This window comes from Companilactobacillus huachuanensis (assembly GCF_005404815.1).
GTDB lineage: Bacteria > Bacillota > Bacilli > Lactobacillales > Lactobacillaceae > Companilactobacillus > Companilactobacillus huachuanensis.
This window is the reverse complement of record NZ_BJDF01000010.1, coordinates 89,725-115,035: the sequence shown is the minus strand read 5'-3', so window position 1 is coordinate 115,035 and position 25,311 is coordinate 89,725. Positions and strand designations below refer to the sequence as shown.

27 protein-coding genes are annotated in these 25,311 nt (G+C 36.1%); 22 read left to right on the top strand and 5 right to left on the bottom strand.

Going from position 1 to position 25,311, the window contains the following annotated elements; translation table 11 throughout:
* Positions 1-239 precede the first annotated feature (239 nt).
* The 3 genes from FFM71_RS07440 to FFM71_RS07430 all read right to left on the bottom strand — a co-directional run bounded on the left by FFM71_RS07440 (position 240) and on the right by FFM71_RS07430 (position 1,981).
* On the bottom strand, positions 240-1,151 hold the full coding sequence (locus FFM71_RS07440) for a peptidylprolyl isomerase PrsA (RefSeq protein WP_137611542.1): 912 nt from the start codon (positions 1,149-1,151) through the stop codon (positions 240-242).
* A 109-nt stretch (positions 1,152-1,260) separates the two neighbouring features.
* Positions 1,261-1,551: a hypothetical protein gene (locus FFM71_RS07435; protein WP_137611541.1), complete on the bottom strand. Its 291-nt coding sequence runs from the start codon at positions 1,549-1,551 to the stop codon at positions 1,261-1,263.
* Position 1,552: 1 nt separating this feature from the next.
* A complete protein-coding gene (locus FFM71_RS07430) occupies positions 1,553-1,981 on the bottom strand; it encodes an HIT family protein (protein WP_137611540.1) in 429 nt (142 codons plus the stop codon).
* 89 nt (positions 1,982-2,070) lie between these two features.
* Between FFM71_RS07430 and FFM71_RS07425 the strand changes: the two genes are divergently transcribed.
* The 3 genes from FFM71_RS07425 to trmB are packed head-to-tail and all read left to right on the top strand — an operon-like array spanning position 2,071 to position 4,688.
* The gene (locus FFM71_RS07425) at positions 2,071-2,805 is read left to right on the top strand and encodes an ABC transporter ATP-binding protein (RefSeq protein WP_137611539.1); all 735 of its coding nucleotides are present in this window, start codon (positions 2,071-2,073) and stop codon (positions 2,803-2,805) included.
* On the top strand, positions 2,805-4,022 hold the full coding sequence (locus tag FFM71_RS07420) for an ABC transporter permease (protein WP_137611538.1): 1,218 nt from the start codon (positions 2,805-2,807) through the stop codon (positions 4,020-4,022). The genes FFM71_RS07425 and FFM71_RS07420 overlap by 1 nt, the downstream gene beginning before the upstream one ends.
* An 18-nt stretch (positions 4,023-4,040) precedes the next feature.
* Positions 4,041-4,688 (top strand): tRNA (guanosine(46)-N7)-methyltransferase TrmB, encoded by a 648-nt coding sequence (gene trmB / locus FFM71_RS07415; protein WP_137611537.1) that lies wholly within the window; start codon positions 4,041-4,043, stop codon positions 4,686-4,688.
* Positions 4,689-4,699: 11 nt separating this feature from the next.
* On the opposite strand, the gene FFM71_RS07410 is transcribed toward trmB, so the two are convergent.
* Entirely contained in the window at positions 4,700-5,014 is a 315-nt protein-coding gene (locus FFM71_RS07410) for a hypothetical protein (protein WP_137611536.1), read from the bottom strand.
* A 123-nt stretch (positions 5,015-5,137) separates the two neighbouring features.
* Between FFM71_RS07410 and FFM71_RS07405 the strand changes: the two genes are divergently transcribed.
* The 12 genes from FFM71_RS07405 to FFM71_RS07350 all read left to right on the top strand — a co-directional run bounded on the left by FFM71_RS07405 (position 5,138) and on the right by FFM71_RS07350 (position 19,895).
* Positions 5,138-5,464 carry a thioredoxin family protein gene (locus FFM71_RS07405; RefSeq protein WP_137611535.1) on the top strand — a complete coding sequence of 109 codons (327 nt, stop codon included), beginning with the start codon at positions 5,138-5,140 and terminating at the stop codon, positions 5,462-5,464.
* 203 nt (positions 5,465-5,667) lie between these two features.
* On the top strand, positions 5,668-6,300 hold the full coding sequence (ytpR, locus tag FFM71_RS07400) for a YtpR family tRNA-binding protein (protein ID WP_137611534.1): 633 nt from the start codon (positions 5,668-5,670) through the stop codon (positions 6,298-6,300).
* 8 nt (positions 6,301-6,308) lie between these two features.
* Positions 6,309-7,640, top strand: coding sequence for a UDP-N-acetylmuramate--L-alanine ligase (gene murC, locus FFM71_RS07395; RefSeq protein ID WP_137611533.1), 1,332 nt, complete (start codon positions 6,309-6,311; stop codon positions 7,638-7,640).
* A 531-nt stretch (positions 7,641-8,171) separates the two neighbouring features.
* On the top strand, positions 8,172-9,572 hold the full coding sequence (locus FFM71_RS07390) for an MFS transporter (RefSeq protein WP_373278795.1): 1,401 nt from the start codon (positions 8,172-8,174) through the stop codon (positions 9,570-9,572).
* A 208-nt stretch (positions 9,573-9,780) separates the two neighbouring features.
* Positions 9,781-12,438 (top strand): DNA polymerase I, encoded by a 2,658-nt coding sequence (gene polA, locus FFM71_RS07385; protein ID WP_137611531.1) that lies wholly within the window; start codon positions 9,781-9,783, stop codon positions 12,436-12,438.
* A 9-nt stretch (positions 12,439-12,447) separates the two neighbouring features.
* Entirely contained in the window at positions 12,448-13,275 is an 828-nt protein-coding gene (gene mutM, locus FFM71_RS07380; protein WP_137611530.1) for a DNA-formamidopyrimidine glycosylase, read from the top strand.
* Entirely contained in the window at positions 13,272-13,865 is a 594-nt protein-coding gene (gene coaE / locus FFM71_RS07375; protein WP_137611529.1) for a dephospho-CoA kinase, read from the top strand. The genes mutM and coaE overlap by 4 nt, the downstream gene beginning before the upstream one ends.
* Before the next feature lie 21 nt (positions 13,866-13,886).
* Positions 13,887-14,360, top strand: coding sequence for a transcriptional regulator NrdR (gene nrdR, locus FFM71_RS07370; RefSeq protein WP_137611528.1), 474 nt, complete (start codon positions 13,887-13,889; stop codon positions 14,358-14,360).
* Positions 14,361-14,371: 11 nt separating this feature from the next.
* A complete protein-coding gene (locus tag FFM71_RS07365; RefSeq protein WP_171000503.1) occupies positions 14,372-15,745 on the top strand; it encodes a DnaD domain protein in 1,374 nt (457 codons plus the stop codon).
* A 2-nt stretch (positions 15,746-15,747) separates the two neighbouring features.
* Positions 15,748-16,656, top strand: coding sequence for a primosomal protein DnaI (gene dnaI, locus FFM71_RS07360; protein WP_137611526.1), 909 nt, complete (start codon positions 15,748-15,750; stop codon positions 16,654-16,656).
* Positions 16,657-16,955: 299 nt separating this feature from the next.
* Positions 16,956-18,914, top strand: a complete 1,959-nt coding sequence (gene thrS, locus FFM71_RS07355) for a threonine--tRNA ligase (RefSeq protein ID WP_137611525.1) — start codon at positions 16,956-16,958, stop codon at positions 18,912-18,914.
* Positions 18,915-19,571: 657 nt separating this feature from the next.
* Complete coding sequence (locus FFM71_RS07350; protein ID WP_137611524.1) at positions 19,572-19,895, top strand: bacteriocin immunity family protein; 324 nt, start codon at positions 19,572-19,574, stop codon at positions 19,893-19,895.
* An 11-nt stretch (positions 19,896-19,906) separates the two neighbouring features.
* Here FFM71_RS07350 and FFM71_RS07345 read toward each other — a convergent pair whose 3' ends face one another.
* Positions 19,907-20,347: a MerR family transcriptional regulator gene (locus FFM71_RS07345; RefSeq protein WP_137611523.1), complete on the bottom strand. Its 441-nt coding sequence runs from the start codon at positions 20,345-20,347 to the stop codon at positions 19,907-19,909.
* Positions 20,348-20,438: 91 nt separating this feature from the next.
* Here FFM71_RS07345 and FFM71_RS07340 point away from each other — a divergent pair, with 91 nt between their 5' ends.
* The 7 genes from FFM71_RS07340 (at position 20,439) to FFM71_RS07310 (ending at position 25,306) form a co-directional block, all read left to right on the top strand.
* A complete protein-coding gene (locus FFM71_RS07340) occupies positions 20,439-21,452 on the top strand; it encodes an NAD-dependent epimerase/dehydratase family protein (RefSeq protein WP_137611522.1) in 1,014 nt (337 codons plus the stop codon).
* A 678-nt stretch (positions 21,453-22,130) separates the two neighbouring features.
* Positions 22,131-22,664 carry a translation initiation factor IF-3 gene (gene infC, locus FFM71_RS07335; RefSeq protein ID WP_137611521.1) on the top strand — a complete coding sequence of 178 codons (534 nt, stop codon included), beginning with the start codon at positions 22,131-22,133 and terminating at the stop codon, positions 22,662-22,664.
* Positions 22,665-22,678: 14 nt separating this feature from the next.
* Entirely contained in the window at positions 22,679-22,876 is a 198-nt protein-coding gene (gene rpmI / locus FFM71_RS07330; protein ID WP_025084493.1) for a 50S ribosomal protein L35, read from the top strand.
* Positions 22,877-22,910: 34 nt separating this feature from the next.
* Positions 22,911-23,267 carry a 50S ribosomal protein L20 gene (rplT, locus tag FFM71_RS07325; protein ID WP_041499548.1) on the top strand — a complete coding sequence of 119 codons (357 nt, stop codon included), beginning with the start codon at positions 22,911-22,913 and terminating at the stop codon, positions 23,265-23,267.
* Positions 23,268-23,339: 72 nt separating this feature from the next.
* On the top strand, positions 23,340-23,867 hold the full coding sequence (locus FFM71_RS07320) for a YqeG family HAD IIIA-type phosphatase (protein WP_137611520.1): 528 nt from the start codon (positions 23,340-23,342) through the stop codon (positions 23,865-23,867).
* Entirely contained in the window at positions 23,854-24,981 is a 1,128-nt protein-coding gene (yqeH, locus tag FFM71_RS07315) for a ribosome biogenesis GTPase YqeH (RefSeq protein WP_137611519.1), read from the top strand. Before FFM71_RS07320 ends, yqeH begins: the two co-directional genes overlap by 14 nt.
* A 10-nt stretch (positions 24,982-24,991) precedes the next feature.
* Positions 24,992-25,306: a YhbY family RNA-binding protein gene (locus FFM71_RS07310; RefSeq protein ID WP_137611518.1), complete on the top strand. Its 315-nt coding sequence runs from the start codon at positions 24,992-24,994 to the stop codon at positions 25,304-25,306.
* Positions 25,307-25,311 lie beyond the last annotated feature (5 nt).

Genomic DNA, 25,311 nt, shown 5'->3' with positions numbered 1-25,311 from the left:
TAGTCATCTACCTCATTAAGTGGATTATATCAAAAAAGCACCCATAACTGGATGCTTAAAAAACATTATAAATATCTTATGGACTTTTTCAGCAGCCTCGTGCGAGACCTTGGCTCGGACCGGTCCCCACAGCGGACTATATTTACTGACAATCGGAGGCGGCATATATATATATAATAAAATAGCAAAAAAAATAACGCTGGAATTAACCAACGTTATTGATTGTTTAGATTATATTATTATTTTGATGAAGATGATGATGAACTTGATGAAACGTAACCTGAAAGAACATCCTTCAAGTCGCTATCTTTAATAGATACATCAGCCTTCTTCAAGACTTTAGAGATAACCTTTTGCATAACTGTTGAATCTTGCATCCATGAAGCATAGAGCTTAGATTTAAGTTCTGCTGTGTGATCACTCATCTTACCCTTAGCAGGCTTCTTAACAAGTTGGATAACACTGTAACCGTAGCTTGTCTTAACAGGTGTATCTGTGTAATCTCCGACTTTACTTAGCTTGTATGCAGCTGTCTTAAAGTCAGTATCAATACTTGTACTATCGTTATCAAAGGCAGCCATTTTACCACCCTTGTTCTTTGTTGCAGAATCAGTTGAATATTCTTTAGCTAAATCGGCAAATTTCTCACCATTTTGAAGTTTTGTAATAACTTCTTTAGCAGTTGCTTCTTTACTTACAAGAATTTGAGCAACTTGAATCTTAGGTTGGTAGCTCTTCCATTCTTTCTTAAGATCTGCATTTGTAACGGTCTTGTTCTTCTTCAAAGCAACCTTTGTTAGAAGGTTAGTACGAATGTTCTTCTTGAATTGAGCAGTTGTCATACCGTTTTGTTGAAGAATAGAACTGAATGATGAACCATATTGACTCTTGTACTTGTTGTATTCCTTGTCAACTTGTTTTGTGGAAACGTCTTTACCATATTGGTCTTCAAGGGCCTTTGTGATAATCATTGTTTGAAGTGTTTGCTTACCTGACGAAGAACTCTTCATTTCTTTGTAGTATTCGTCTTGGGTAATTCTTCCACCCTTTAGAGTTGCAACAGTTTTGTTACTTGAACAACCAGCAGCAACAACTGTTATCATAAATAGACCGGCAATAGCCAAAATCCATTTAGTTAATCGTTTATTCATCTTTACACATCCTTAATTAATATGTCTACAATTGAAAAGACTACCATAAAAAATAGTGAATAGTTTATCATTTTAAGAAAAAATCACAAAAAATTCATATTTGGCATGATTATTTTTGAAACTTATCAACGTTTTCTTGCATTTCTTGAATTGAATTCTGAAGTTCTTCAACATCAGGCTTGATGCTTTCAGTATATTCTGTGACATCCTTTTGAATTCCAGAGAGGACTTCAGGAACAATTGCAGAATTCTTTTGGAGATCAGCTAATATGTCTTTAAAATCTTTTATATTCTTAAATATCTTGGTATTATTGATACTAGATGTGGCATCTTTTGATTGAAACAAGTGGATAGCGACTCCTGAAATTGATCCAACCATGAATCCAGCAAAAAATTTCATCTTAATCCTCCAAGTGTTGTTTGATCTTGTCGGCACGTGCCTGTAATTGTTCATTGTCAACTAGACCAGTGTTATCTCCCCAGTGCATTGAGAAATCATCGTCTTTTGAGTAACGGGGTACCAAATGGATGTGTGAGTGCATCACGCTTTGGTAAGCAATCTCACCATTATTTTGGCAGATATTCATACCGATAATATCAGGATTTGAAGCTTTAATGGCACGAGCAATCATAGGTACTTTTTTGAAGACACGTTCAGCTAAATCCTCATCATAAGCGAAGATATCTTGAACATGTTTCTTAGGTACTACTAGGGTATGACCAGGAGTGACCTGAGAAATATCGAAGAAAGCTTTGATATCATCATCCTCATAGATTGTCGTACTAGGAATCTCATTGTTGATTATTTTACAAAAAATGCAATCATCCATAGAAAAATCTCCTTTCAAAAAACAGCATTATATTTACTATAATGCTATCATATTAACATTATTAAAAACAGATATAGGTGGTTTAAACCATGACTTTAGAAGTAAAAGAGCTGACCGGTGGATACGGTCAAGTATCAGTTTTAAAAAAAGAAACTTTCACAGTTGAAAGTGGACAAGTTGTTGGACTGATTGGTTTGAATGGTGCTGGTAAATCAACAACCATCAAACATATCATCGGTTTATTGACACCACGTGGGGGCCGGATTTTAATTGATGGAATCAGCCTGCACGATGATGTGGAAAAGTATCGTAAGAAAATTGCCTATGTTCCCGAAATGCCAATTCTTTATCCAGAACTTACATTAAAGGAACATATTGATTTAACAATAATGGCATATGACTTGGACCATGATAAAACATGGGAAAATGCTAACCAATTGTTGAAAACCTTCCGACTTGATAATAAGTTGGATTGGTTCCCACAGAATTTTTCTAAAGGTATGAAGCAAAAGGTGATGATTGTCTGTGCATTCATGACTGATGCTAGTTTATTTATTATTGATGAGCCATTTACAGGACTAGATCCTTTGGCAGTCAACGATTTATTAAATATTGTGGAAGCTAAGAAAAAAGCAGGGTGTTCAGTTTTGATGTCAACTCACGTTCTGGCTACAGTTCAAAATCACGCGGATAAGTTTGTCTTGATCAATCATGGTCAAGTGAGAGCTGACGGTACGCTTGATCAACTGAAAGCTAAATTTGATATGCAACCAGATGCCAATCTTGATGATATTTATATCAAGATGTCAAACGAGGATCTCTAATGTCAGAACTTTGGAATGAACGATTAAGAAGACATCAACTTAATCAATTCAAATATCTAAGATTGATCTTCAATGATAATTTCGTGTTAGCGTTTATCGTCTTAATTGGTGCGTTAGGATTTTGGTATTCCAATTTATTGGGTACGATTCACCAAACTTTGACCTTTGGAAAGCCAATCGTTATTTTGTTGTTATTTTTAGCGGTTCAGGTAGGTGGGATTGCCACTTTGCTCGAAGAACCGGATAGTACTTTCTTATTAGTTAAGGAAAAAGATTTTTATAAGTACTTTAAGTCAGCTAAAAATTATAGTAGCTTTTTACCAATTGTGACTTTAGCGTTGGTCAACTTTTTATTGTCAGCTTTTGCTTCACGAGGAGCTGGATTAAAGATAATTGATATTGTAGTAATTGCTGCAGGTTTAATTGTCTATAAATTGGCATTTTTAGATGTTAATTTAATGGAAATATACGGCCGAGCACATTTCGGTAAGATTGGAATGCGTTTAGCCTCAAACATTCTCTTAGTGGTAGCATTGATTGTTTCAACATATTTGTTCAGTTGGACAATGTTGATTGTGGCAATAATTTATTACTTCTTCTTGAATGCTCGAGTTCGAACTTTGGAAACTAGTGGTCAATTGCAGTGGAAATTAGCGATTGAAACTGAAGATCAGAGAATGTTTCGAATCAAACGTTTCTACAATCTCTTTACTGATGTGCCAGGTGTTAATAGTAAAATAAAACGTCGCAAGTGGTTGGATGGTTTATTAACGCCAATCAAACCAGTCTCAAGCAATACTTATTTGTATCTTTTTGCCAGAGGGTTCATCAGAAATAATGAATATATTGGTTTGTTCCTCCGTTTGACGGTGATTCAAGCTATTATGTTGGCAATGATCGACAACTTCTATATCTCACTAATAGTAGAAATGTTGTTTATTTATTTAGTAGGTTTCCAATTGAAGCCTTACTTCAAAGAGGTTATGCAAAATTTAATGCAACGCCTTTATCCAATCAGCGGTAAAACTAAAATTGCTGATTTTACAAAGCTAAGTACAACTATTTTATCGATCCAATGGATTGTCAGTGCATTGGCAATTATTTATAAATTTGGTATGAGTTTGAATAGTTTGATAATCATTGTTGCTGGCTTAGCAGTATTGATTTTTGTCAATTATTTCTACATGCCACGACAATTGAAAAAATATCTAGATTAATGGAGAGAATTAATATTTATGCGATTAAGAAATAAGCCTTGGGCTAAAGAAATGATCAATGACAATCTTGATATGATTGCCATTCAACCTGAGAACATGCAAGGTAAGTGGCAAGATCGATTTGCTAAGAAACAACCTTTGTTCATTGAAGTCGGTTCAGGTAAGGGTAGATTTATCACTGAATTGGCCAAACAAAATCCCCAAAATAATTACATTGCGATGGAAGTTCAAGAAGGAGCCATTGCCTTGGTACTAAAAAAGCAAGTTGAGTTAAAGTTACCCAACTTGCAATTGTTACTAGCCAATGGTGCTGATTTATCTGAGTATTTTGCTGAAAGTGAAGTGGATGGAGTTTACTTGAATTTCTCTGATCCATGGCCAAAGACACGTCACGAAAAACGTCGTTTGACTTATAAATCATTTTTGAAGCAATACCAATATATTTTAAAAGCTGATGGCTATCTACAATTCAAAACTGACAATCAAGGATTATTTGAATACTCATTGATCAGTATGAATAATTATGGGATGAAATTCGATGAAATTTCTTTGGATCTACATAACAATGAAGGATTCAATTCAAATAACATCGAAACTGAGTATGAAGAAAAGTTCTCAAAAAAAGGCTTCAGGATCAATTACCTGAAAGCCCAATTTAAAAATTAATTTTTGTTTGCTTACTGTACTTTTTTAATGTTCAAAAGTTCGCCTGTTACAGCATCAGCGATGAAGTGATATTGAGCAACATCGAATTCGTCCATTGTAGTTACACCGCCAACGATTCCCCAAGTTGCACGTCCATTGACATCAACTCTTTGATAAAAGGGTTCAACCCATGAACCGATGACTTTGCTATCTTCGCCCAAAACGGACTTAACTTTATTGATAATTTTCTCGCTATCTAGATGGTGTTTTACTAAAACTGTGGCAGCAGCAGATGCAGCAACGACAGTACCAGCAACGATTAATGAACCGATACCTTTTTTATTCATAAAAATCACTCCTTGATTTCGATTTAATGATATATTACCACTATTATATATCAATCTAATACCCAAGAGCACTTAATTGACCGTTTAACAAATAAAAAGTATCTTATTGAAGAGGTGAAAAGTATGAAAACATTTGAGGACTATGGCGTAAAAGACTGGCACGAAGTAACTAAAGAAGGCAAACACATTTTATTTTTCCATGCCGACTGGTGCCCTGACTGTAAATTTATCGAACCTAAATTGCCAGAGCTAGAGCAAGAGTATTCTGATTTCAACTGGATCAGTTTTAACCGTGATGATAACATGGAAGTTGCTCAAGAATTAGGCATTATGGGAATTCCTAGCTTTGTTATTATTGAAAATGGCAAAGAAATTGGTAGACTAGTAAATAAAGATCGTAAAACTAAACAAGAAGTTGAGACCTTTATTAACAGCGTAATTAACGCGTAATGCTATTTTAGTTAAAAAGCTGAAGGTTGAAAGGTGAAAAAGTGATATAAACATTGCTGTGACAGTCCTAAATTCAATTTATTTACCAATTTATTTAATTGGCAAAAGAGCACAATTGGATATTCTTAGTATTAAGAAACAGCATAATGCATCAAACTTTCAACCTTCAGTAAAAAATAATTTAATCAAGTGAGGGAAAAAACTTGCTATTAAGCTTTTATAATCCAAATGTTTTAGGGGATGTTTTATTAGTTGAAACAGCAGAAGATGTTGCAACTCAAGAGACAACTCAAAAAGATAATATCGTACGTATTTTTAACGAAGAAAATGACGCTCCAATTGGGTTCAACATTTTTGGACTTGGTGAAGAACTAGGTATTCAAAATGAATCTGGTCAAGTATTTCTTGATGACAAGCAAGTTGACATTTTAAACAATGCTATTGCTAAAGCAGGTTTTTCTGATAAGTTAGTGACTGATAATAGTCCCAAATTTGTTATTGGACACGTTGAAGAAATGAAGGAACATCCTGATTCAGATCATTTGCATATTACTCAAACAGATGTTGGACTAGATAAGCCAGTTCAAATCGTTTGTGGTGCGCCAAATATTGATCAGGGACAATTAGTTGTTGTTGCTTTGCCCGGTGCGGTAATGCCAACAGGAGCTGAAATTTGGCCAGGTGAATTACGTGGCGTTGACAGTTTTGGTATGATTTGTTCTGCTAGGGAATTAGGTATTCCTAATGCACCACAAAAACATGGTATCCTTGTACTTGATAAAGGTGCAGCTGGCCAAGCATTTGATTTTGAAGCAGCAAAGAATTTGTTCGATTAGGAGTTATTATGGAAAATACAGTCTATCATTTTGTTGGAATTAAAGGTACTGGTATGAGTGCATTAGCACTTATATTGAAGGATCTTGGATATGAGGTTCAAGGATCAGATATTGATAAATATACATTTACGCAACGTGGTCTTGAACAAGCAGGCATTAAAATTTTACCCTTCGATGAAAAAAATATTCACGAGGGTTTGACAATCGTAAAAGGAAACGCTTTTAGTGATGACCAAGTAGAAATTAAAAAGGCTAATGATATGCATTTATCAGTAATTACATATCCTGAATTGGTTAGTACATTGGTTGACGGTTATACTTCAATTGGTATTGCCGGTTCACATGGTAAGACAAGTACGACTGGTCTTTTGGCACACACATTAAGTGGTATTGCTAAGACTTCATACTTGATTGGTGATGGTACTGGTAAAGGAATCAAAGATGCTAAGTTCTTTGTTTTTGAAGCCGATGAATATCGTCGTCATTTCTTAGCTTACTCACCAGATTACTTGATTATAACTAATATTGATTTTGATCATCCCGATTATTTCTTTGGCGGAATCAATGATGTTGTTGACGCTTTTGAGTCAGAAGCTAGAAAGACTAAGAAAGGTATTTTCATCTGGGGTGAAGATACGCATGCTAAGTCAATCAAGACCGATGCTCCAATTTACACATATGGTTTGAATGAATCAGATTATATCCGTGCTACAAACATCAAACGTACCGTTAAAGGTTCATCATTTGATGTAACTATTGATGGCGAAAATATTGGTAATTTCCAAGTTCCATTGTTCGGTGAACATAATGTTCTTAATTCACTAGCTGTTATTGGTGTGGGTCACATGGAAAAACTAGATCACGCGCTGATCAACCGTGAATTACAAACATTTAGTGGTGTTAAGAGACGATTCAGTGAAAAGAAAGTTGCTGACCAAGTTATCATTGATGACTATGCTCACCATCCACAAGAAATCAAAGCTACAATTGATGCTGCTAGACAAAAGTATCCTGACAAAAAGATTGTTGCTGTCTTCCAACCACATACTTATACAAGAACTTTGGCCTTAATGGACGACTTTGCTAAGTCACTAGATTTAGCAGACGAAGTTTACTTGACTAACATCTTTGGTTCTATTCGTGAAGCCCATGGTGATATTACAAGTAAAGATCTTGGTGACAAGATCCATAAGGGTGGTAAAGTTCTAACACTTGATGACCTCTCACCATTATTGGATTACCACGATACAGTGATGATTTTCATGGGTGCTGGAGACGTTCAAAAGTATGAAACTGCTTATGAACAATTATTAAGTACCTTGAATCCTAATCAACAATAAAAATATAGCCAGCAATGGTAATCTCTATTATGTGATTACTGGTGCTGGCTTTTTATAAGTTAACTAAAGGTTGAAAGTTTAGTTAAGTATGCCGTTTCCAGAGCTGAGAGTATTCAATTGCTGCGCGGAACGGTCCGAGCCAGAAAGCGGTCTCGAACCTCGGTTGAAGCCTCGCAAAACCCCCGAGTCTTCAACACGCCCGGTGGTGTAATTGCTGAAGCAATAACGCCACTTTCGCTGCAAATGAATACTCCCAGCTCTTCCAACTATTTTATCTTTTCATGGCAGTAACAAATAAAATGAAAACTTTTGCTTATTTAAATAAACTTGTTTTATGCTCGCAACAACAGTGGTTATATTAGTTTTTCACCTTTCACCCTTTAGTAAGTTAATTCATTGTGTTAGTTAAATACTTGAACATAATTTTTTGCTAGCAATATTTTTTTTAAAATAGTAAAGTAGTACTTAATAAGTAGGCTATGACAGAGCAAATTGTCATGGCCTTTTTGTATGAAAAGAGGTAAAAATTTTTTGGATAATTCTGTATCGACGCGTGTTAAATTGTCAATCCTGGCAGTTGGATTATTATCATTTACAGGTATTTTGATTGAAACTTCCATGAACGTCACATTTCCTACTTTGGTAAAGACTTTAGGAGTCAGTTTGGGAACAGTTCAGTGGCTGACGACAGGATATTTGTTACTGACAACGATCGTTATGAGCACAACTGCTTATATTTTAAAGAAATTCGATCCGTTGAAGATTTTTGTTTTTGCAGTGGCCTGTTGTTTTATCGGTTCATTGATTTGTTTGATGGCACCAAATTTTCCAGTCTTAATGTCTGGACGCTTGTTACAAGCAGTTTCAACGGGTTTATCAACTCCATTAATGTTTAATCTGATTTTTGAGGAAATCCCACCATCAAAGTTAGGACTCTATACTGGATTGGCGGGAATTGTTATTTCTTTAGCACCAGCCTTGGGACCTACCTATGGTGGTGTTATTAATGGAATTTGGACATGGCGAGAAATATTTGTTGGAGTCTTACCATTAATTGTTTTATTATTTATTATTGGTATTTTAACAGTTAGAGGAACTGCTAGAGGTACGAAAGGTATCTCATTTGATTACTTGAGTGTGCTTGGCTTAGCAATTATTTTTTCAGTTATCTTATTTACTTTTGATCAAGCCGGACGTTATGGCTGGACTTCGAGTCAATTTTTACTCTGGGTCTTGGGATCAATCGTAATTGTTGGATTATTTGCTTGGTATAATCGAAAAAGTAACCGTCAATTGATTGATCTTTCAATTCTAAAAATTCCAGTTTTACGCTTAAGATTATTTGGATACTTTAGTCTACAATTCATTAATATCGGTTTGTCATTTGTTTTACCGATATTTGCCCAAACAGTTTTGAAACTAGATTCGGCTCAAGCAGGATTAATGCTTTTACCAGGTTCATTACTAGGTGCGGCGTTTGGACCAGTTGCGGGTTACATGTATGATAAAAAGGGCGCTTGGTCACCATTACTAATCAGTGGATTATTGATTACGGTGGGATCTGGACTGTTCTGGTTATACAGTGAGAGTTTAACGATGACGTCCATTATTTGGATTTACATTTTAGTTAGAATTGGTTTTAGCATGGGCTTTGGAGTTTCATTGTCCGACGGCAGTATTCAAGTAAAAGGACCCAAAAAGTCAGATCAAAATTCACTTTATAGCATGATGCAACAATATGCCGGTTCACTTGGTACTAACGTGTTATCCGTTGTGATTACGGCCGTAGCATTGACCAGTGGTACTAAGAGTGAGATTTTGAATATGATAGCAGGTGCCAAAATTGATTTTATTATTTTGACTGTGCTATCGTTATTAGTATTGATATCAATAATCTATATCTATTTCAGATATGAAAAACAAAATGATTAAGTAGAGACACTGTAATTCAATTTTGGATTACAGTGTCTCTTTGACTTAATGTCAATAATAATTATTATCTCGGATCTTTTTAAGTCACGGAGGTTAATATTTGCAGACTTTGAAAACTGCATTCACAAATAAACTACCGCTAATCTGTTACAACACAGCAGTATTTGTTAAAATAGAATTAGTTAATTTCGGTTTTATTGGAGAATATATGTCAAAAAATAAAAAATTGCTTTTAATAGATGGAAATAGTGTGTCATTTCGGGCTTTCTTTGCCATGCACAATGTCTTGGATAAATTTGTCACAGGCGAAGGTATTCACACGAACGCACTTTACGCCTTTAATAACATGTTGGAATTGGTTTTAAAAGATGAAAAGCCAACTCATGTTTTGGTTGCTTTTGATGCTGGTAAGACTACTTTTAGAACTAAGATGTTTGAGGAATATAAGGGTACTCGTGCTAAAACTCCACAAGAATTGATGGAACAGTTACCATTGATTCAGGAAATGTTGAGTTATCGCGGTATTAAAACTTATGATTTGCCTGACTATGAAGCGGACGATATTATTGGAACAATGTCACGTAAAGCTGAAGCTGATGGGATGGATGTGACGATTATCACGGGTGATCGGGATTTGACTCAGTTAACAACTGATAAAGTTACCGTCAAAGTTAATGTCAAAGGTGTAGCGGAAACGGAAGCGTACACCCCGGAGCATGTTCAAGAAAAATTAGGCATTACACCTAAGCAAATTATCGATATGAAAGGTTTGATGGGCGATACTTCAGATCATTATCCTGGGGTTGAAAAAGTCGGTGAAAAGACTGCTATCAAGTTAATCAATGAGTACGGCAGTGTTGAAGGTATTTATGATCATGTCGACGAAATGAAGAAAAGCAAGTTAAAAGAGCATTTAATTAATGATAAAGATCAAGCATACTTGAGTAAAAAATTAGCCACAATTAATTTGGAAGCACCAGTTGAAATAACAGTTGGTGATCTCGAATATCACGGTGATAATCAAGAAGAATTGATTCAGTTTTATCAAAAAATGAATTTCAAGACGTTCCTCGACCGAATGGACGTGCCTCAAGAAGATACTTCTGAAGCTTTGGCAGATATCAAAGTCCAAGTTCTGGATGAAGTTGCGGTTGCAAAAATAGTTCAGAATACTCAGCCACAAACGTTGATTGTTGAGGGATTCGGTGAGAATTATCACTTGGCACCAATTGTCGGAATCGTGATTTCGGATGGTAAAGACTATTATGGAACAGCAGATGTTTCCATCTTAGAAAATACTGATTTGAAAACCTGGTTGGTCGATAAATCTAAAGAGAAGTACCTCTTTGATAACAAGCGAACGATTGCGTTATTACATCGTTATGGTTGTGATTTGGATGGTATCAGTTTCGATATGTTGTTGGTTGCATATTTGCTTGATACCAATGACAACAAGCAAGATATCGGTTTGGTAGCTAAGAATTATAATCTTAGTTTGCCTTCCGAAGATGAATTTTATGGCAAGGGCGTGAAAAAAGCAGTCCCTGAAGATACTGATGTGTTGTTGAATTTCCTTGCTCAAAAGGCTCAGGTTATTGATGGCTTGAAAGATAAAATGTTGGCCGAACTTAAGCAAAATGATCAAGACAGTCTTTATGATGAGATTGAATTGCCATTGTCAATTGTTTTGGCAAATATGGAAATAAAAGGTGTGACGGTTGAAGTTTCCAAATTAAAGGAAATGGAAAACAGTTTTGCTACTCGTTTGGCTGAAATTGAACAAAAAATTTATCAAGAGGCAGGAAAAGAATTCAATATCAATTCACCTAAACAACTGGGTGTTGTTTTGTTTGAAGATTTGAAGTTACCCGTTGTTAAAAAGACTAAGACAGGTTATTCAACTTCAGTCGATGTTCTAGATAAGCTGAAGGATAAGTCGCCTGTTGTACAAATGGTTTTGGAGTATCGTCAAATTTCAAAAATTCAATCAACTTATGTTGTTGGCTTGCAAAAATTTGTACAACCTGATAATAAGATTCATACGATTTATTTACAGACGTTGACACAGACTGGCCGTTTGTCATCAATTGAACCTAATTTGCAAAATATCCCGATTCGAATTGATGAAGGTAAGCAGATCAGAAAAGCATTTGTTCCGCAACATGATGATTGGGAGATTTTTTCAGCTGACTATTCACAAGTTGAATTGCGTGTTTTAGCTCATATTTCAGGTGATGAACATATGCAAGAAGCCTTCAAAGAAGACTATGATATTCATGCCCATACGGCGATGAGAATCTTTGGTCTAAACAGTACTGATGACGTAACGCCAAATATGCGTCGGCAGGCCAAGGCCACTAACTTCGGAATTGTTTATGGAATTAGCGACTATGGTTTGTCACAAAATATCGGTATTACTAGAAAGCAAGCTGCAGCCTTTATTGAGTCATATTTTGAACAATATCCTGGTGTTAAGAAGTATATGGATGATATTGTTAAGTATGCTCGTGAGAATGGTTATGTGGAAACAATTATGCACCGTCGTCGTTATTTACCAGATATTCATTCAAGTAATTTTAATATCAGAAACTTTGCTCAAAGAACGGCAATGAACACGCCAATTCAAGGTAGTGCCGCTGATATTATCAAAGTGGCCATGATCAATATGCAAAAGAAGCTTAAAGAAGAAAATCTTCAAGCCAATTTACTATTACAAGTACATGATGAAATGATTTTTGAAGCTCCAAAATCTGAAATCAAAACTTTAGAAAAATTAGTACCAAGCGTGATGGATTCAGCAGTCAAACTTGATGTGCCATTGAAGGTTGAAACTGCTCACGGGAAAACTTGGTATGAAGCAAAGTAGGTTGATAATATGCCAGAGATGCCAGAAGTAGAAACAGTTAGGCGTGGTTTGATAGCCCAAGTTAAGGGTAGAAAAATCACTAATGTAGAGATTCGTTACCCAAATTTGATTACTGGGGATGTTGACCAGTTCAAAGAGTTTGTTACAGGGGCAACAATTGATGATGTTGGTCGTCGAGCTAAATTTTTGTTGATACATTTAGATAATGGGTATACAATCATCAGTCATTTACGTATGGAAGGTCGTTATCGAATTTCGGCTGATCCAAGTGCGATTGATAAGCATTCACATGCCATTTTTACATTAGATAATGGTCAAAAATTGATTTATAATGATGTTCGAAAATTTGGTCGAATGCAACTGTGGAATACTGACGATTTGGAGAATAATAAATCGATTCAAAAACTTGGTCCAGAACCGCTTTCTGACGCATTTACCTTTAATAATCTGAAGCCGCGTATCATGCGTCATCGTAAAGATATTAAAACTGTTTTGTTGGATCAGTCAGTAATGAGCGGCTTAGGGAACATATATGTCGATGAAGTATTATGGAAAGTTAAGATTCATCCCGAAACGCCGGCTAATCATTTGAATGATATCGACATTCAGAATATTATTGAAGTTTCCAATGAAGAAATGGAAAAGGCAATAATTGCAGGTGGGTCAACTGTCAGGTCATATGTTGATGCAACTGGTCATAAGGGTAATATGCAAAATAGTTTGAAGGTCTACGGTAAGGAAGGGACACCTTGTCCACGTTGTGGTACCGAGATTAAAAAAATCAAAGTAAATGGTCGAGGAACACACTTTTGTCCTAAGTGTCAGGTTGTCAAATGAGTAAAATTTATGGATTAACTGGTGGAATTGCAGCTGGTAAATCAACGGTGTTAGCCATGTTTCGCGAGCATGGTTTCATAATTTTTGATGCAGATTCATTTGCTCGAGAGGTAGTTATTCCTAACTCTATCGGTCTAAAACAGATTGTTGATCAATTTGGCGAGCAAATATTGAATGCAGATGGGACCTTAAATCGTGCCAAACTCGGGTCAATCGTCTTTAGCGATAACGAACAACTGCAAAAACTCAATCACATAACGCGACCTTTGATTAAAGAGAAAATTTTAGAGACAATTGACTTGATTAAAAAGTCTACCAGTAAAACAATTGCGATTTTTGAAATCCAATTGTTGTTTGAAGGTGGCTATGAGAATTATTTTGACGGCGTTATCAGCCTGTATGAACGTCCTGAAATTCAATTAGATCGCCTTATGAAACGTAATGATTTGTCAAAAAAAGTTGCTCAAGATCGAATTAATTCCCAACTGTCGATGGATGAGAAAAAACGTCGTGCTGACTTTGTAATTGATAATTCGGGAGATTTAAAGCATCTAGAACAAGAATTTGAAAAACTAATGTCACAACTTTAATTTGGAAAAGAGGTTGGAATTTTGATTTGTCCACATTGTCATCATGATTCATCAAAAGTAATTGACAGTCGTCCAAGCGATGAGGGACGCGCTATTAGAAGACGTCGTGAATGTGAATACTGCGGTACACGTTTTACGACTTTTGAAAGATTAGAAAAATCGCCACTTTTAGTAATCAAAAAGAATGGAAATCGTGAAGAGTTCAGTCGTGAAAAGTTGCTCCGAGGAATCGTTCGTGCAGCTGAAAAGCGTCCTGTTACTATGGATCAAATGAATGATATCGTTGATAAAGTTGAAAACGAGATTAGAGCCAACGGTGAGAGTGAAATCGGTTCACAAATTATCGGTGAGCATGTCATGAAAATCTTAGCCAAGGTTGATGATGTTACGTATATCCGCTTTGCTAGTGTTTATCGTGAATTTAAAGACATGAATAGTTTCATGCAAGAAGTTCAAGAGATGATGGCGAACGGCAATAAAATTGATAAGAAATAAGAGGGATGCCAGTGTCTACAAGTAATTTTGAATCAGAAAAGTTTACACCACTAGTAGGCTATTGGTGTTTGCCAAATGGTCACCTTAATGATGATGATCGCCACGTTTTAACAGATTTATATTTGCCAATTTTAGGAACTGAGGCTTTTAGTCTCTATCTATTGCTATGGGAAAAATTACCAAATAAAGAGCTAGTTACGCAACGTAAGAGTCATGCAGAATTATTGAGCCTTTTAGGAATTGATTTGAAGCGTTTTTATGAAGCACGTATTAAAGCTGAAGCATTAGGTTTGTTGCGGACGTTTGAAAAGAAGGATGACCTTGGACCTTATTATGTCTATCAGTTGTTTGAACCATTGTCACCGGATGAATTTTTCAAAGACGATTTAATGAGTATCTTTCTATATGAGCAGGTTAGTGATAGTAAATATCGCTTATTGGCAGATAAATATGCCCATTCAGATTTGATTCTGAATAATTCACAAGAAATTACTAAGGACTTTTTGGAAGTCTTCCAGTTGAGTAATAGCGATTTGATTAACACACCAACTGAAGTAAAGAATGCTAAGAGTAATTTCACGATAACTGCTAGTGCTCAAAAGCCTAGTTTGAATGGCAAAGAAGTTGAACCATTAGATTGGGAACTCATTTCTGATCGAATTCAACAGTTGTATCGGATTCATCCGGATAATTTGTTGGAAAATCAAGAATTGATTCTTAATCTGCATGCTTTTTATGGTTTGAACGAAATGATCTTGATTGATTTGATTGGTAAAACTTGTGATATCGTCAATAATACAATTGATCCAGTACGTTTGAAGCGCTCGGTTCAAGATCGTTTTGAGAAAAATGCTAATATTTCAGTGAAACAACAGGCACCAACTGTTGAAGAGACTCCCAAGTCTGCTGAGACCAATTTAAATCGTGCTGACCAATTGATTTTACAACAAGCTAAAACAATGACTCCGGCCGATTTTTTGGCAGCTCAGAAGCAAAAGAGCGGTGGCTTTGTGGGAACCGTTGAATCTCGTGCTCTGCGTGATATGGCAATGAAGACATACTTGTCAGCACCCGTTCTGAATATTATGGTTTACTATATTCTACAAAATTCACCAACGTTAACATCGCCACTGATGGAAACAATGGCTAATGATTGGCAACAGAACAATATTCAGACCCCAGAGCAGGCCTTGAAACGGATCAATGATTTCCAAACAAAACCACGTAATCCCAAACGTCGCTATAACAACAATAAGAATCGCAAAGTGGAACAAGCAACTGACTGGACTAAGTACAAGGCGAAGGTTCCAAACAATCAGAATCAACAAAATAGTCACAGCGAAATGCAAGATCGCTTAAATCGACTAAGAAATAAGGATAATTAAGCATGGAAAATTTAGGTAAAAAACTGGCTGAATATTTGAATTCAAAGAATTTGACGGAGGATTATCGCCGTCTTCTTAATGGTGCTTTGAAAGACCCTGACGTTCAACAATTTTTGAAGGACAATAGTGAGAAAATAGACTCCAAGGCTATTTCGACAAGTGCTGCCAGTATTTATGAGTTTTACAACAACAAAAATCATGCTAGTGAATTATCCCGCGACTATTATCCTAAATTGACTGTTAGCAATCACAATATTGAAGTGGCTTATTATCCAAATGAAAGAACCCAGAATCGTGAGAAACGAAATCAATATGAGAATGGGTTTGTTTTGATGGATATGCCTTCCGATATTAGAAGCGCCAAGTTGGATGATTATAACGGAGATGGCCGTCAAGAAGCATTGGGCAAGTCACTCGATTTTATCGACAACTATTTGAATCAAAAAGGTTTTGTACCAGGTTTATATTTGGCTGGTGACTTCGGTGTAGGTAAAACGTATTTACTCGGAGCAATTGCAAATGAATTGTTTAAGAGTGATGTTCACACGACAATGATGCATTTTCCAACGTTTGCTGTAGAAATGAAGAATTCAATTGGATCAAATACCGTCTTGGCTAAAGTTAATAAAGTTAAGGGTGCTGAGATCTTGATGCTTGATGACATTGGTGCTGATTCAATGTCCAGTTGGATCAGGGATGAAGTTTTGGGAGTTATTTTGCAGTATCGGATGCAAGAAAATTTACCGACATTCTTTTCATCAAATTTTTCAATGAAAGAATTGGAAAAACACCTTGCTATCAACCAGCGAGGTGAGGAAGAACCAGTTAAGGCAAAGCGTATCATGGAGCGTGTTAAGTACTTATCCCACGAAGTTATTGTGACTGGTCAAAACAGAAGATTCGAAAAATAACTTGCATTATATAAAAATAAATGTTTCAATAAAGCCATGAAAGATAACACTTCGGTTCTATTCAGGGAGGGTACGGTCACTGAAAGCTTACCCATTACTGGAGTTACCACTTTCACTTAAAACTGTATAATTGTTGGTTACGTTATAACCAAATGAGTGAAAACTGTTATTTGTTATACAGTTTTAAAGTGGGTGGAACCGCGTAGAAATACGTCCCTGAAGTATGTGCATATTTAAATATATGGATATACTTCAGGGACGTATTTTTTTGTTATCGAAATTTAGGAGGAAAATAGTCAATGTCAAAAATCAAGTTAACATTCCCAGATGATTCAGTTAAGGAGTTTGACGAAGGCACTACAACCTTGGACGTTGCTAAGTCAATTAGCACATCATTAGGTAAAAAAGCTGTTGCTGGTAAATTAAACGATACTTTGGTTGATCTTGAACGTCCAATCAAGCAAGATGCTAAGATTGAAATCGTTACAGCTGAAGATTCAGAAGATGCACAAAAGGTACTTAGAAACACAGCTGCTTTAGTATTCGCTGCCGCTGCTAAGAGTTTCAAAGAAGATCTTCATTTCGGTGAAAAACAAGCCAATGATGATGGTTTCTACGTTGATACTGATAGTAAATCAGGTCAAATCAGTGTTGATCAATTGAAAGAAATTTCTGCTTTGATGAACAAAATCATCAAGAACAATGACAAGATTGAAAGATCAATGATGGACAAGAACGGCCTTGAAGCAATGTTCAAGGACGATCCATACAAGTCATCATTAGTATCTGCTATTGAATCAGTTCAAATTCCTGTATACACATTAGATGGATTTGTTGACTTCGGTTATGACGCCGTACTTACAAACCTAAAAGCTTTGAAACACTTTGAATTACTTTCAGTTGCTGGTGCTTATTGGCAAGGTAAATCAAGTAATCCAATGTTACAAAGAATTTACGCTACTGCCTTTTACAAGGAAGACGCATTGAAAGCTGATCTTAAACGCCGTGCTGAAATTAAAGAGCGTGATCACAGAACAATCGGCCGTGACCTTGACTTATTCTTCGTTGACCCAGAAGTTGGTGCTGGACTTCCATACTGGATGCCAAATGGTGCTACAATCCGTCGTGTTATTGAAAGATATATCATCGATAAGGAAGTTGCTTGGGGTTATCAACACGTTTACACACCAATTCTTATGAACTTGAATGCTTACAAGACTTCAGGTCACTGGGAACACTACCGTGAAGACATGTTCCCACCAATGGACATGGGAGATGGCGAAATGCTTGAACTACGTCCTATGAATTGTCCTTCACATATTCAAATTTACAACCACCACAACCGTTCATACAGAGATCTTCCTTTACGTATCGCTGAACTTGGTATGATGCACAGATACGAAAAATCAGGTGCCTTGTCAGGACTACAACGTGTTCGTGAAATGACACTAAATGATGGTCATACATTCGTTGCACTTGACCAAATCCAAGAAGAATTCAAACGTACACTACAATTGATGGTTGAAGTTTATAAAGACTTTGATATCAATGATTACACATTCCGTCTAAGTTATCGTGACCCAGCCAATACTGCTAAATACTTCGACGATGATGAAATGTGGAACAAGTCACAATCAATGCTTAAAGGTGCTATGGATGATCTTGGTCTTAAGTACTATGAGGCTGAAGGTGAAGCTGCATTCTATGGTCCAAAACTTGATGTTCAAACAAAGACAGCTCTAGGTAATGAAGAAACATTGTCAACAATTCAATTAGACTTCATGCAACCAGAGAAGTTCCAACTAACATACGTTGGTGCTGATGGACAAGATCACAGACCAGTTATGATTCACCGTGGAATTGTTTCAACTATGGAAAGATTTATCGCTTACCTAATTGAAATTTACAAAGGTGCCTTCCCAACATGGTTAGCTCCAAAACAAGTACGTATCATTCCTGTTAACCAAAAATTACATTCAGACTACGCTAACGAAGTTCTTGCAGAATTACGTGCTAAGAACATCCGTGCCGAAGTAGATGACCGTGATGAAAAGATGGGTTACAAGATTCGTGATTCACAAACAATGAAGATTCCATACACAATCGTTGTTGGTGATGATGAAACAAAGAACGCCACAGTTTCAGTTAGAAAATATGGTGAAGAAGATTCCGAATCAGAAAATGCTAAGATGTTCGTTGACAGTGTCGTTGCCGATATTGCTAACTACAGTCGTAAGGACGTTACTGATAAAGATTAGAGAGCATAACAAGGGGTTCGGCTCTGGAGCATTTTCGTAATTATGTGAAGTGCATAGTTATGAAAAGTGGAGAAAGTCTCCCTTGTCTAGCTCGTGAGGTTTCTTTTCAACTTCGTTTAATAAGAATAAAAAAAGAATTCGTTTTTTTACTTAAGCCCCGAGGGGTTAGTGAAAACGAATTCTTTTTGTTTATCATCAAATTCAAAAAGTGAACCTAAGCAGTGATGAAATAGTGTAATTTTTTATTTAAGATCTGAAGGTTGAAAGGTGAAAAATTAATCTAACGATTGCTATTACAGGCCTAGAGTTAATTTATTTAAATAATCGAAAATCTTTTTTTATTCCGCTATTAAAAAAACTAGTTGGAAGAGCTGAGAGTATTCATTTGCAGCGAAAGTGGCGTTATTGCTTTAGCAATTACACCACCGGGCGTGTTGAAGACTCGCGGTTTTTGCGAAGCTTCAACCGAGGTCCGAGACCGTTTCCCAGGGTCGGGCCGTTCCGCGCAGCAATTGAATACTCTCAGCTCTGGAAACGGCATACCTAACTAAATTTTCAACCTTTAGTTAAGATTAAAATCTAAATGTTACATCACATTATTAATTGTGCCTATAATAAAGAAGGTATGAGTGAAATTAAAGAAGGCATAAATAAATTATGGATGAAAAAAGTAATAATCTAATTAAGAGTTTGGGCACAGTGTATAACAATAAAATTATTAAAAATAATGCAGATTTAAAAAAGATAGTTGAGCAATGTGCACGCTCATTGATGGGGAACAATGATGATAAAGTTTATTTTGAAGTCATTGCCAAATTGTCACATAATGTTGTCAATTATTATCAGACGAATCGTGAAGAAGTTCCTGAGGAAATCAAAGCCATTTATGAGCAGATTCAAAAAGATGTTCCTGCTAAGAGTGTCGTAGGTAAACGCCTACGTCGTCAATTCAAAGATGATAAGTTGTTCAAAATTTTTTAATACATTTCTACCTATAAGAAGGGATCTTTCAAATGGAGGTCTCTTTTTTCGTCCTTAACAAACTTAATTTGGGCACTAATAATATTCTTAGATTCTTTCGAAGCATAACGATTAATCTTGACATCAATTTCTTTGAGATTGTTCGTAAGGATTTCTTGTTGTTTAATAACATTTTGCTTATGTTGTTGTAACATAGAACGACGTTTGGTAATTGAAGGAGTGCCTTGCATACAGAGTTCAATGTACGTTCGAATGTCACTGATTGGCATGCCGGTGTCCTTCAAACAACAAATAGTTTTGATAAATCCAAAGTCTGATTCAGAAAAGACACGATAACCAGCCTCGTTTTTTGAGACGAAAGGTAAGAGTCCTTTTTTGTCATAGTAACGAATTGTTGAAATCGGCAAATTGAAATAATCAGCGACCTCTTTAATTGAATAAGTTTTTTCCATATTAAACTCCTTAAAAGTGTTGCACTAAACCATAGTTTAGGGTTTAGAGTGATGATAATCAATAAATCAAAATATATCAAGGAGCATTTTTATGAAAAAAGTATTAGTAACCGGTGGAACAGGATTCTTGGGATTACAAATTATTTTACAATTGTTGAATAAGGGCTATGACGTTAGAACCACGATTCGGAAGGATAATGGTCAGGATAGAATTCTAAAAGTATTGCAAGCCAATAATGTAAAAAATATCTCAAAACTATCATTTATCAAAGCAGATCTTTCAAGCGATGATAATTGGATTGAAGCAATGCAGGATCGTGATGGAGTCTTCAGTGTAGCATCACCAGTATTTTTCGATAAACCTAAGAATGAAATGGATGCAATCCGTCCAGCTTTGAATGGAACGATGCGTATTTTAAAAGCAGCCAATGAAAGTGGTATTAAGAGGGTAGTAATGACTTCAAATTTTGGAGCCGTTGGGTTTAGTAAAAAGGCAGGCTTGACTACCGAAGATGATTGGACAGATGAGAATCAAGTAGGTTTATCCATCTATGAAAAGTCGAAATTATTGGCAGAAAAAGCAGCTTGGAATTATGTGAATAAGGAAGATGTAAATTTAGAGTTAGTTACAGTTAATCCCGTAGCAATTTTCGGACCATCGTTAGACGCTCACGTATCAGGAAGTTTTGATCTCTTGAAAAATCTCTTATCTGGAAAAATGAATCGAATTCCCAATTTACCATTAAATGTAGTTGATGTGAGAGACGTAGCGGATATTCAAATCAGAGCAATGGAAACACCACAAGTGGCTGGACAAAGGTTTATAGCCTCAGCAGATGGTCAGATCTCAATGCGAGAAATTGCAACTTTGATTCAACAAAAACGTCCTCAAGCAGCAGGCAAGGTAAGTTCCAAGAGTTTACCAGATTGGATAATGAATGTTGGTTCGTTATTTAATGAAACTGCTAAAGAAGGCAAATTGATGAAGAATATGAATCGGAATGTAAGCAATCAAAAAGCTAAGCAGATTTTAGGCTGGAAACCATTATCAAATAGTGAGGAGGCTGTTTTAGGTGCTGTGGACAGTTTAATTAAATATGAGTAGGTAGATATGCCGTTTCCAGAACTGAGATTATTAACCTGCTATGCGGACCGGTCCGAGCCTGGGGTGCGGTCTCGACCCTCGGTTTGAAGCTTCGCAAAACCCGCGAGTTTTCAACACGCCCAGTGGTGTAAGAGCTAAAGCCCTAACGCCACTTTCGCTGCAAATGAATACTCTCAGCTCTTCCAACTAGTTTGTTTTATATGGCAGTAGCAACAAAAGGAAGGCTCCTGATTATTTGAATAAATTAGCTCTAGGCTTTAGCAACAATGGTTATATTAATTTTTCTCCCTTCAATATTCAGTTAAATACATTAAACTAGAGAGTATTTACCGGAATTTTGGCAAACCTTCAAATCGAGACTGAGACTGTTACTGTGGCTCGCCTCACAGCAGAACTATCTTTTCTGATGACCGGAGGCGCTATATTTGTATTAGGTTATAAATTATGCTAAATTATATGTATTGATTTTTTCAACAATTTTTAACAAATGTTATTTCGATGTATTGACAGACCGATACTTTGTTGGTATAGTTAGTAACTGTTGAGATTAAGCAGAAGCGCCCGCTTCTCACCTATGCAATTGCCTCTAGGTTAATACGATTACGTAGATAATTATAGTGGGCATGCTTATGCAGCCCACTTTTTTTGTGGGTCAAATTACTCCGGAGGTGACTACTCATAGCAAGAGATTTATTAATAAATGATCAAATACGTGTTAGTGAAGTACGATTGATTTCTGAAAAAGGTGATCAACTTGGTGTTAAACCAAGAGCTGAAGCACAAAGTTTAGCTGAAGCAGCAAGTATGGACTTAGTTCTAATGTCACCAGGTGCAAAACCACCTGTTGCCAGAATTATGGACTATGGTAAATATAAGTTTGATCTTCAAAAGAAAGATAGAGAAGCACGTAAAAAACAGAAAACTGTTAGTCTTAAGGAAGTACGATTGAGTCCAACTATTGAATCAAATGATTTCAATACAAAGCTTAATAATGCTCGCAAGTTCTTGGCTAAAGGTGATAAGGTCAAAGTCTCTCTTCGCTTTAAGGGTAGAGCAATCACTCATAAAGAGATAGGTAAAGAAGTCTTAGACCGTGTTGCTGAACAGACCAAAGATGTTGCTACTGTAACAACTAGGCCTAAAATGGACGGTCGTAGTATGTTCTTAATGCTTGATCCAATTAACGCAAAAGATAACAAAAAGAAGAAATAGTGGAGGGATTTCCAATGCCTAAACAAAAGACACACCGCGCATCAGCAAAAAGATTTAAGAAGACTGCTAATGGTGGTTGGAAGAGAATGCACGCTTACACAAGTCACCGTTTCCACGGTAAGACTAAGAAGCAACGTCGCCAATTGGCTAAGCCAGGTATGGTTAGCTCAAGTGATATGAAACGTATCAAACAAATGTTAGCTACATACTAATTATTTATTTTTTTAATCAAAAGGAGGAGTCATTATGCCACGTGTAAAAGGTGGAACAGTAACTCGCAAACGTCGTAAGAAAGTTTTAAAATTGGCTAAGGGATATCGTGGTTCAAAACATATCACTTTTAAAGCAGCACATACTCAAATTATGGTTTCATACCGTTACGCATTCCGTGACCGTCGTCAAGTTAAACGCGACTTCCGTAAGATCTGGATTGCTAGAATTAATGCAGCTGCAAGAATGAACGAAATCAGTTACAGCAAATTAATGCATGGTTTGAAATTAGCTAACGTTGACATCAACCGTAAGATGCTAGCTCAAGTTGCTATTGAAGATCCTAAAGCATTCACAAGTTTAGTAGATACAGCTAAGAAAGCTTTAGCTTAATTTTTTAAAACGTAATTTGGATAACCCCAAATTACGTTTTTTTACTAATTAGCAGAGATGAGGATTAAATCTATGTTTAAACCGTATATTATGCTTGATAAAATCACAGATATTGAAGTTGCAGACTTACAAGAACTTGGTATCACGACTATCATGACAGATTTGGATAACACTCTTTTGCCATGGAATAGTAATGACTATGATTTATCACTCCGTAAATGGCTTAATCAAATGGCCCAAAATGAAATAGAAGTCATGATCGTTTCTAACAACAGTTATGAACGTGTGGAAAAAGCTGTCCATGAGTTGCCCGTCAGCATCGTAGCTCGTGCAGTGAAACCATTGCCATTCGTGATCATGGAACATATAAAAGAAGAAAGTATTGATCCTAAGAATATCTTGTTTGTCGGCGATCAAGTTATGACCGATGTTCTGGCCGGAAATATGGCTGGATTAAAAACTGTCTTAGTTAAACCGTTAGTCAATACAGATGCAAAGAAAACCCGTATTAATAGATTTTTTGAACGTCCGATTCTAAAAGTGATGCAAAAACGTGATAAGAATTTATACTGGAAGGAATCATTAAATGACAGAAAATGATGAAAAGTTGTACTGCATGGGTTGTGGTGCACAGATTCAAACAGAGGATAAAGATAAGCCTGGATATATTCAGGCGTCAACTCTAAAAAAATATCTTGAAGACGATGGTACGGATGAACAGAAAGAACTCTTTTGTAAGAGATGTTTTAGATTGCGTAACTACAACGAAATTACCGACGTTGATGTGTCTGATGATGACTTTGTGAAGTTGTTGGATTCAATTGCTGATGAAGATGCTTTAGTGGTCAATGTTGTTGATATTTTCGATTACGAAGGTAGCGTTATCCCTGGCTTACAACGTTTTGTTGGTGATAAGAAGATTTTGGTCGTTGGTAATAAAGTTGATTTGTTACCTAATTCAGTTAACCAAAACCGACTTTTAAACTGGGTTCAACAAAAAAGTAAAGAAAATGGTATCAAGTCGGTTAATCAAATTATGGTTTCCGCTGTTAAGGGAACAAACGTTGATAAATTGATGGATATGATTGAGAAGTATCGTGATGGTAAGGATGTTTATGTTGTCGGGACAACTAATACTGGTAAATCGACTTTGATCAACCGAATCATTAGTGCCCGCACAGATGTCAAAGATTTAATTACGACTTCACGTTTCCCAGGAACTACTTTGGACCAAATCGATATTCCTTTGGATGATGGACACAATTTGATTGATACACCAGGTATCATTCATCGCTACCAACTTGCTCATTTTCTAAATGCCAATGATTTAAAAACTGTGACGCCAAAGAAGCCACTACGTCCAGCAACGTTCCAATTGCGTGATGAACAAACAATCTTTGTAGCCGGATTAGCCAGATTTGATTTTCTAAACGAGAGAACTAATGCTACATTCTATGTTACACAAGGATTGCCACTTCACAGAACTAAGACTAGCAATGCTGATGAATTTTATGAAAAGCATTTAGGAGATATTTTGACACCACCAACTGATGTTACTGAATTTCCTAAATTCAAAAGTCAAATTTTCTCAGCTCATGAAAAGTCAGATATCGTTATTTATGGTTTGGGCTGGTTGACAATTCCTGCCGGAACTAAGGTTAAAGCCTATGTTCCAGATGGTGTCCGTGTCTCAATTCGAAACGCAATTATTTAAGGAGAACTAGATGATTATTAAAGGAAAAAAGAACCGTTACTTGAGAAGTCAAGCTGCAACAATGAAGCCAGTACTTCAAGTCGGTCGTGAAGGTATTACTGAAAATCTTTTGAATCAATTCGAGGTTTTGATTGAAAAAAGTGAGTTGATTAAAGTTTCACTCTTACAAAACACAAGGGTTGAACCACAAGATTTGATTGATGCTTTGAATGAATTCGATACTGAAATCGTACCGATTCAAACAATTGGTTCAAAAATGATTTTTTATAAGAAAGCTTCAAAAATCAAAAATCGTAAATACTCAATTGAATTAGAGAAGATTTAAATTTA

What these genes read in the sequence shown, in the direction of transcription:
- mutM (WP_137611530.1), top strand. Translation starts at nt 12,448, where the DNA reads ATGCCAGAGATGCCAGAAGTAGAAACAGTTAGGCGTGGTTTGATAGCC.
- FFM71_RS07350 (WP_137611524.1), top strand. Translation starts at nt 19,572, where the DNA reads ATGGATGAAAAAAGTAATAATCTAATTAAGAGTTTGGGCACAGTGTAT.
- FFM71_RS07320 (WP_137611520.1), top strand. Translation starts at nt 23,340, where the DNA reads ATGTTTAAACCGTATATTATGCTTGATAAAATCACAGATATTGAAGTT.
- FFM71_RS07340 (WP_137611522.1), top strand. Translation starts at nt 20,439, where the DNA reads ATGAAAAAAGTATTAGTAACCGGTGGAACAGGATTCTTGGGATTACAA.
- dnaI (WP_137611526.1), top strand. Translation starts at nt 15,748, where the DNA reads ATGGAAAATTTAGGTAAAAAACTGGCTGAATATTTGAATTCAAAGAAT.
- trmB (WP_137611537.1), top strand. Translation starts at nt 4,041, where the DNA reads ATGCGATTAAGAAATAAGCCTTGGGCTAAAGAAATGATCAATGACAAT.
- FFM71_RS07440 (WP_137611542.1), bottom strand. Translation starts at nt 1,151, where the DNA reads ATGAATAAACGATTAACTAAATGGATTTTGGCTATTGCCGGTCTATTT.
- FFM71_RS07435 (WP_137611541.1), bottom strand. Translation starts at nt 1,551, where the DNA reads ATGAAATTTTTTGCTGGATTCATGGTTGGATCAATTTCAGGAGTCGCT.
- FFM71_RS07310 (WP_137611518.1), top strand. Translation starts at nt 24,992, where the DNA reads ATGATTATTAAAGGAAAAAAGAACCGTTACTTGAGAAGTCAAGCTGCA.
- polA (WP_137611531.1), top strand. Translation starts at nt 9,781, where the DNA reads ATGTCAAAAAATAAAAAATTGCTTTTAATAGATGGAAATAGTGTGTCA.
- FFM71_RS07345 (WP_137611523.1), bottom strand. Translation starts at nt 20,347, where the DNA reads ATGGAAAAAACTTATTCAATTAAAGAGGTCGCTGATTATTTCAATTTG.
- thrS (WP_137611525.1), top strand. Translation starts at nt 16,956, where the DNA reads ATGTCAAAAATCAAGTTAACATTCCCAGATGATTCAGTTAAGGAGTTT.
- rplT (WP_041499548.1), top strand. Translation starts at nt 22,911, where the DNA reads ATGCCACGTGTAAAAGGTGGAACAGTAACTCGCAAACGTCGTAAGAAA.
- FFM71_RS07405 (WP_137611535.1), top strand. Translation starts at nt 5,138, where the DNA reads ATGAAAACATTTGAGGACTATGGCGTAAAAGACTGGCACGAAGTAACT.
- coaE (WP_137611529.1), top strand. Translation starts at nt 13,272, where the DNA reads ATGAGTAAAATTTATGGATTAACTGGTGGAATTGCAGCTGGTAAATCA.
- FFM71_RS07430 (WP_137611540.1), bottom strand. Translation starts at nt 1,981, where the DNA reads ATGGATGATTGCATTTTTTGTAAAATAATCAACAATGAGATTCCTAGT.
- FFM71_RS07420 (WP_137611538.1), top strand. Translation starts at nt 2,805, where the DNA reads ATGTCAGAACTTTGGAATGAACGATTAAGAAGACATCAACTTAATCAA.
- FFM71_RS07410 (WP_137611536.1), bottom strand. Translation starts at nt 5,014, where the DNA reads ATGAATAAAAAAGGTATCGGTTCATTAATCGTTGCTGGTACTGTCGTT.
- FFM71_RS07425 (WP_137611539.1), top strand. Translation starts at nt 2,071, where the DNA reads ATGACTTTAGAAGTAAAAGAGCTGACCGGTGGATACGGTCAAGTATCA.
- yqeH (WP_137611519.1), top strand. Translation starts at nt 23,854, where the DNA reads ATGACAGAAAATGATGAAAAGTTGTACTGCATGGGTTGTGGTGCACAG.
- rpmI (WP_025084493.1), top strand. Translation starts at nt 22,679, where the DNA reads ATGCCTAAACAAAAGACACACCGCGCATCAGCAAAAAGATTTAAGAAG.
- murC (WP_137611533.1), top strand. Translation starts at nt 6,309, where the DNA reads ATGGAAAATACAGTCTATCATTTTGTTGGAATTAAAGGTACTGGTATG.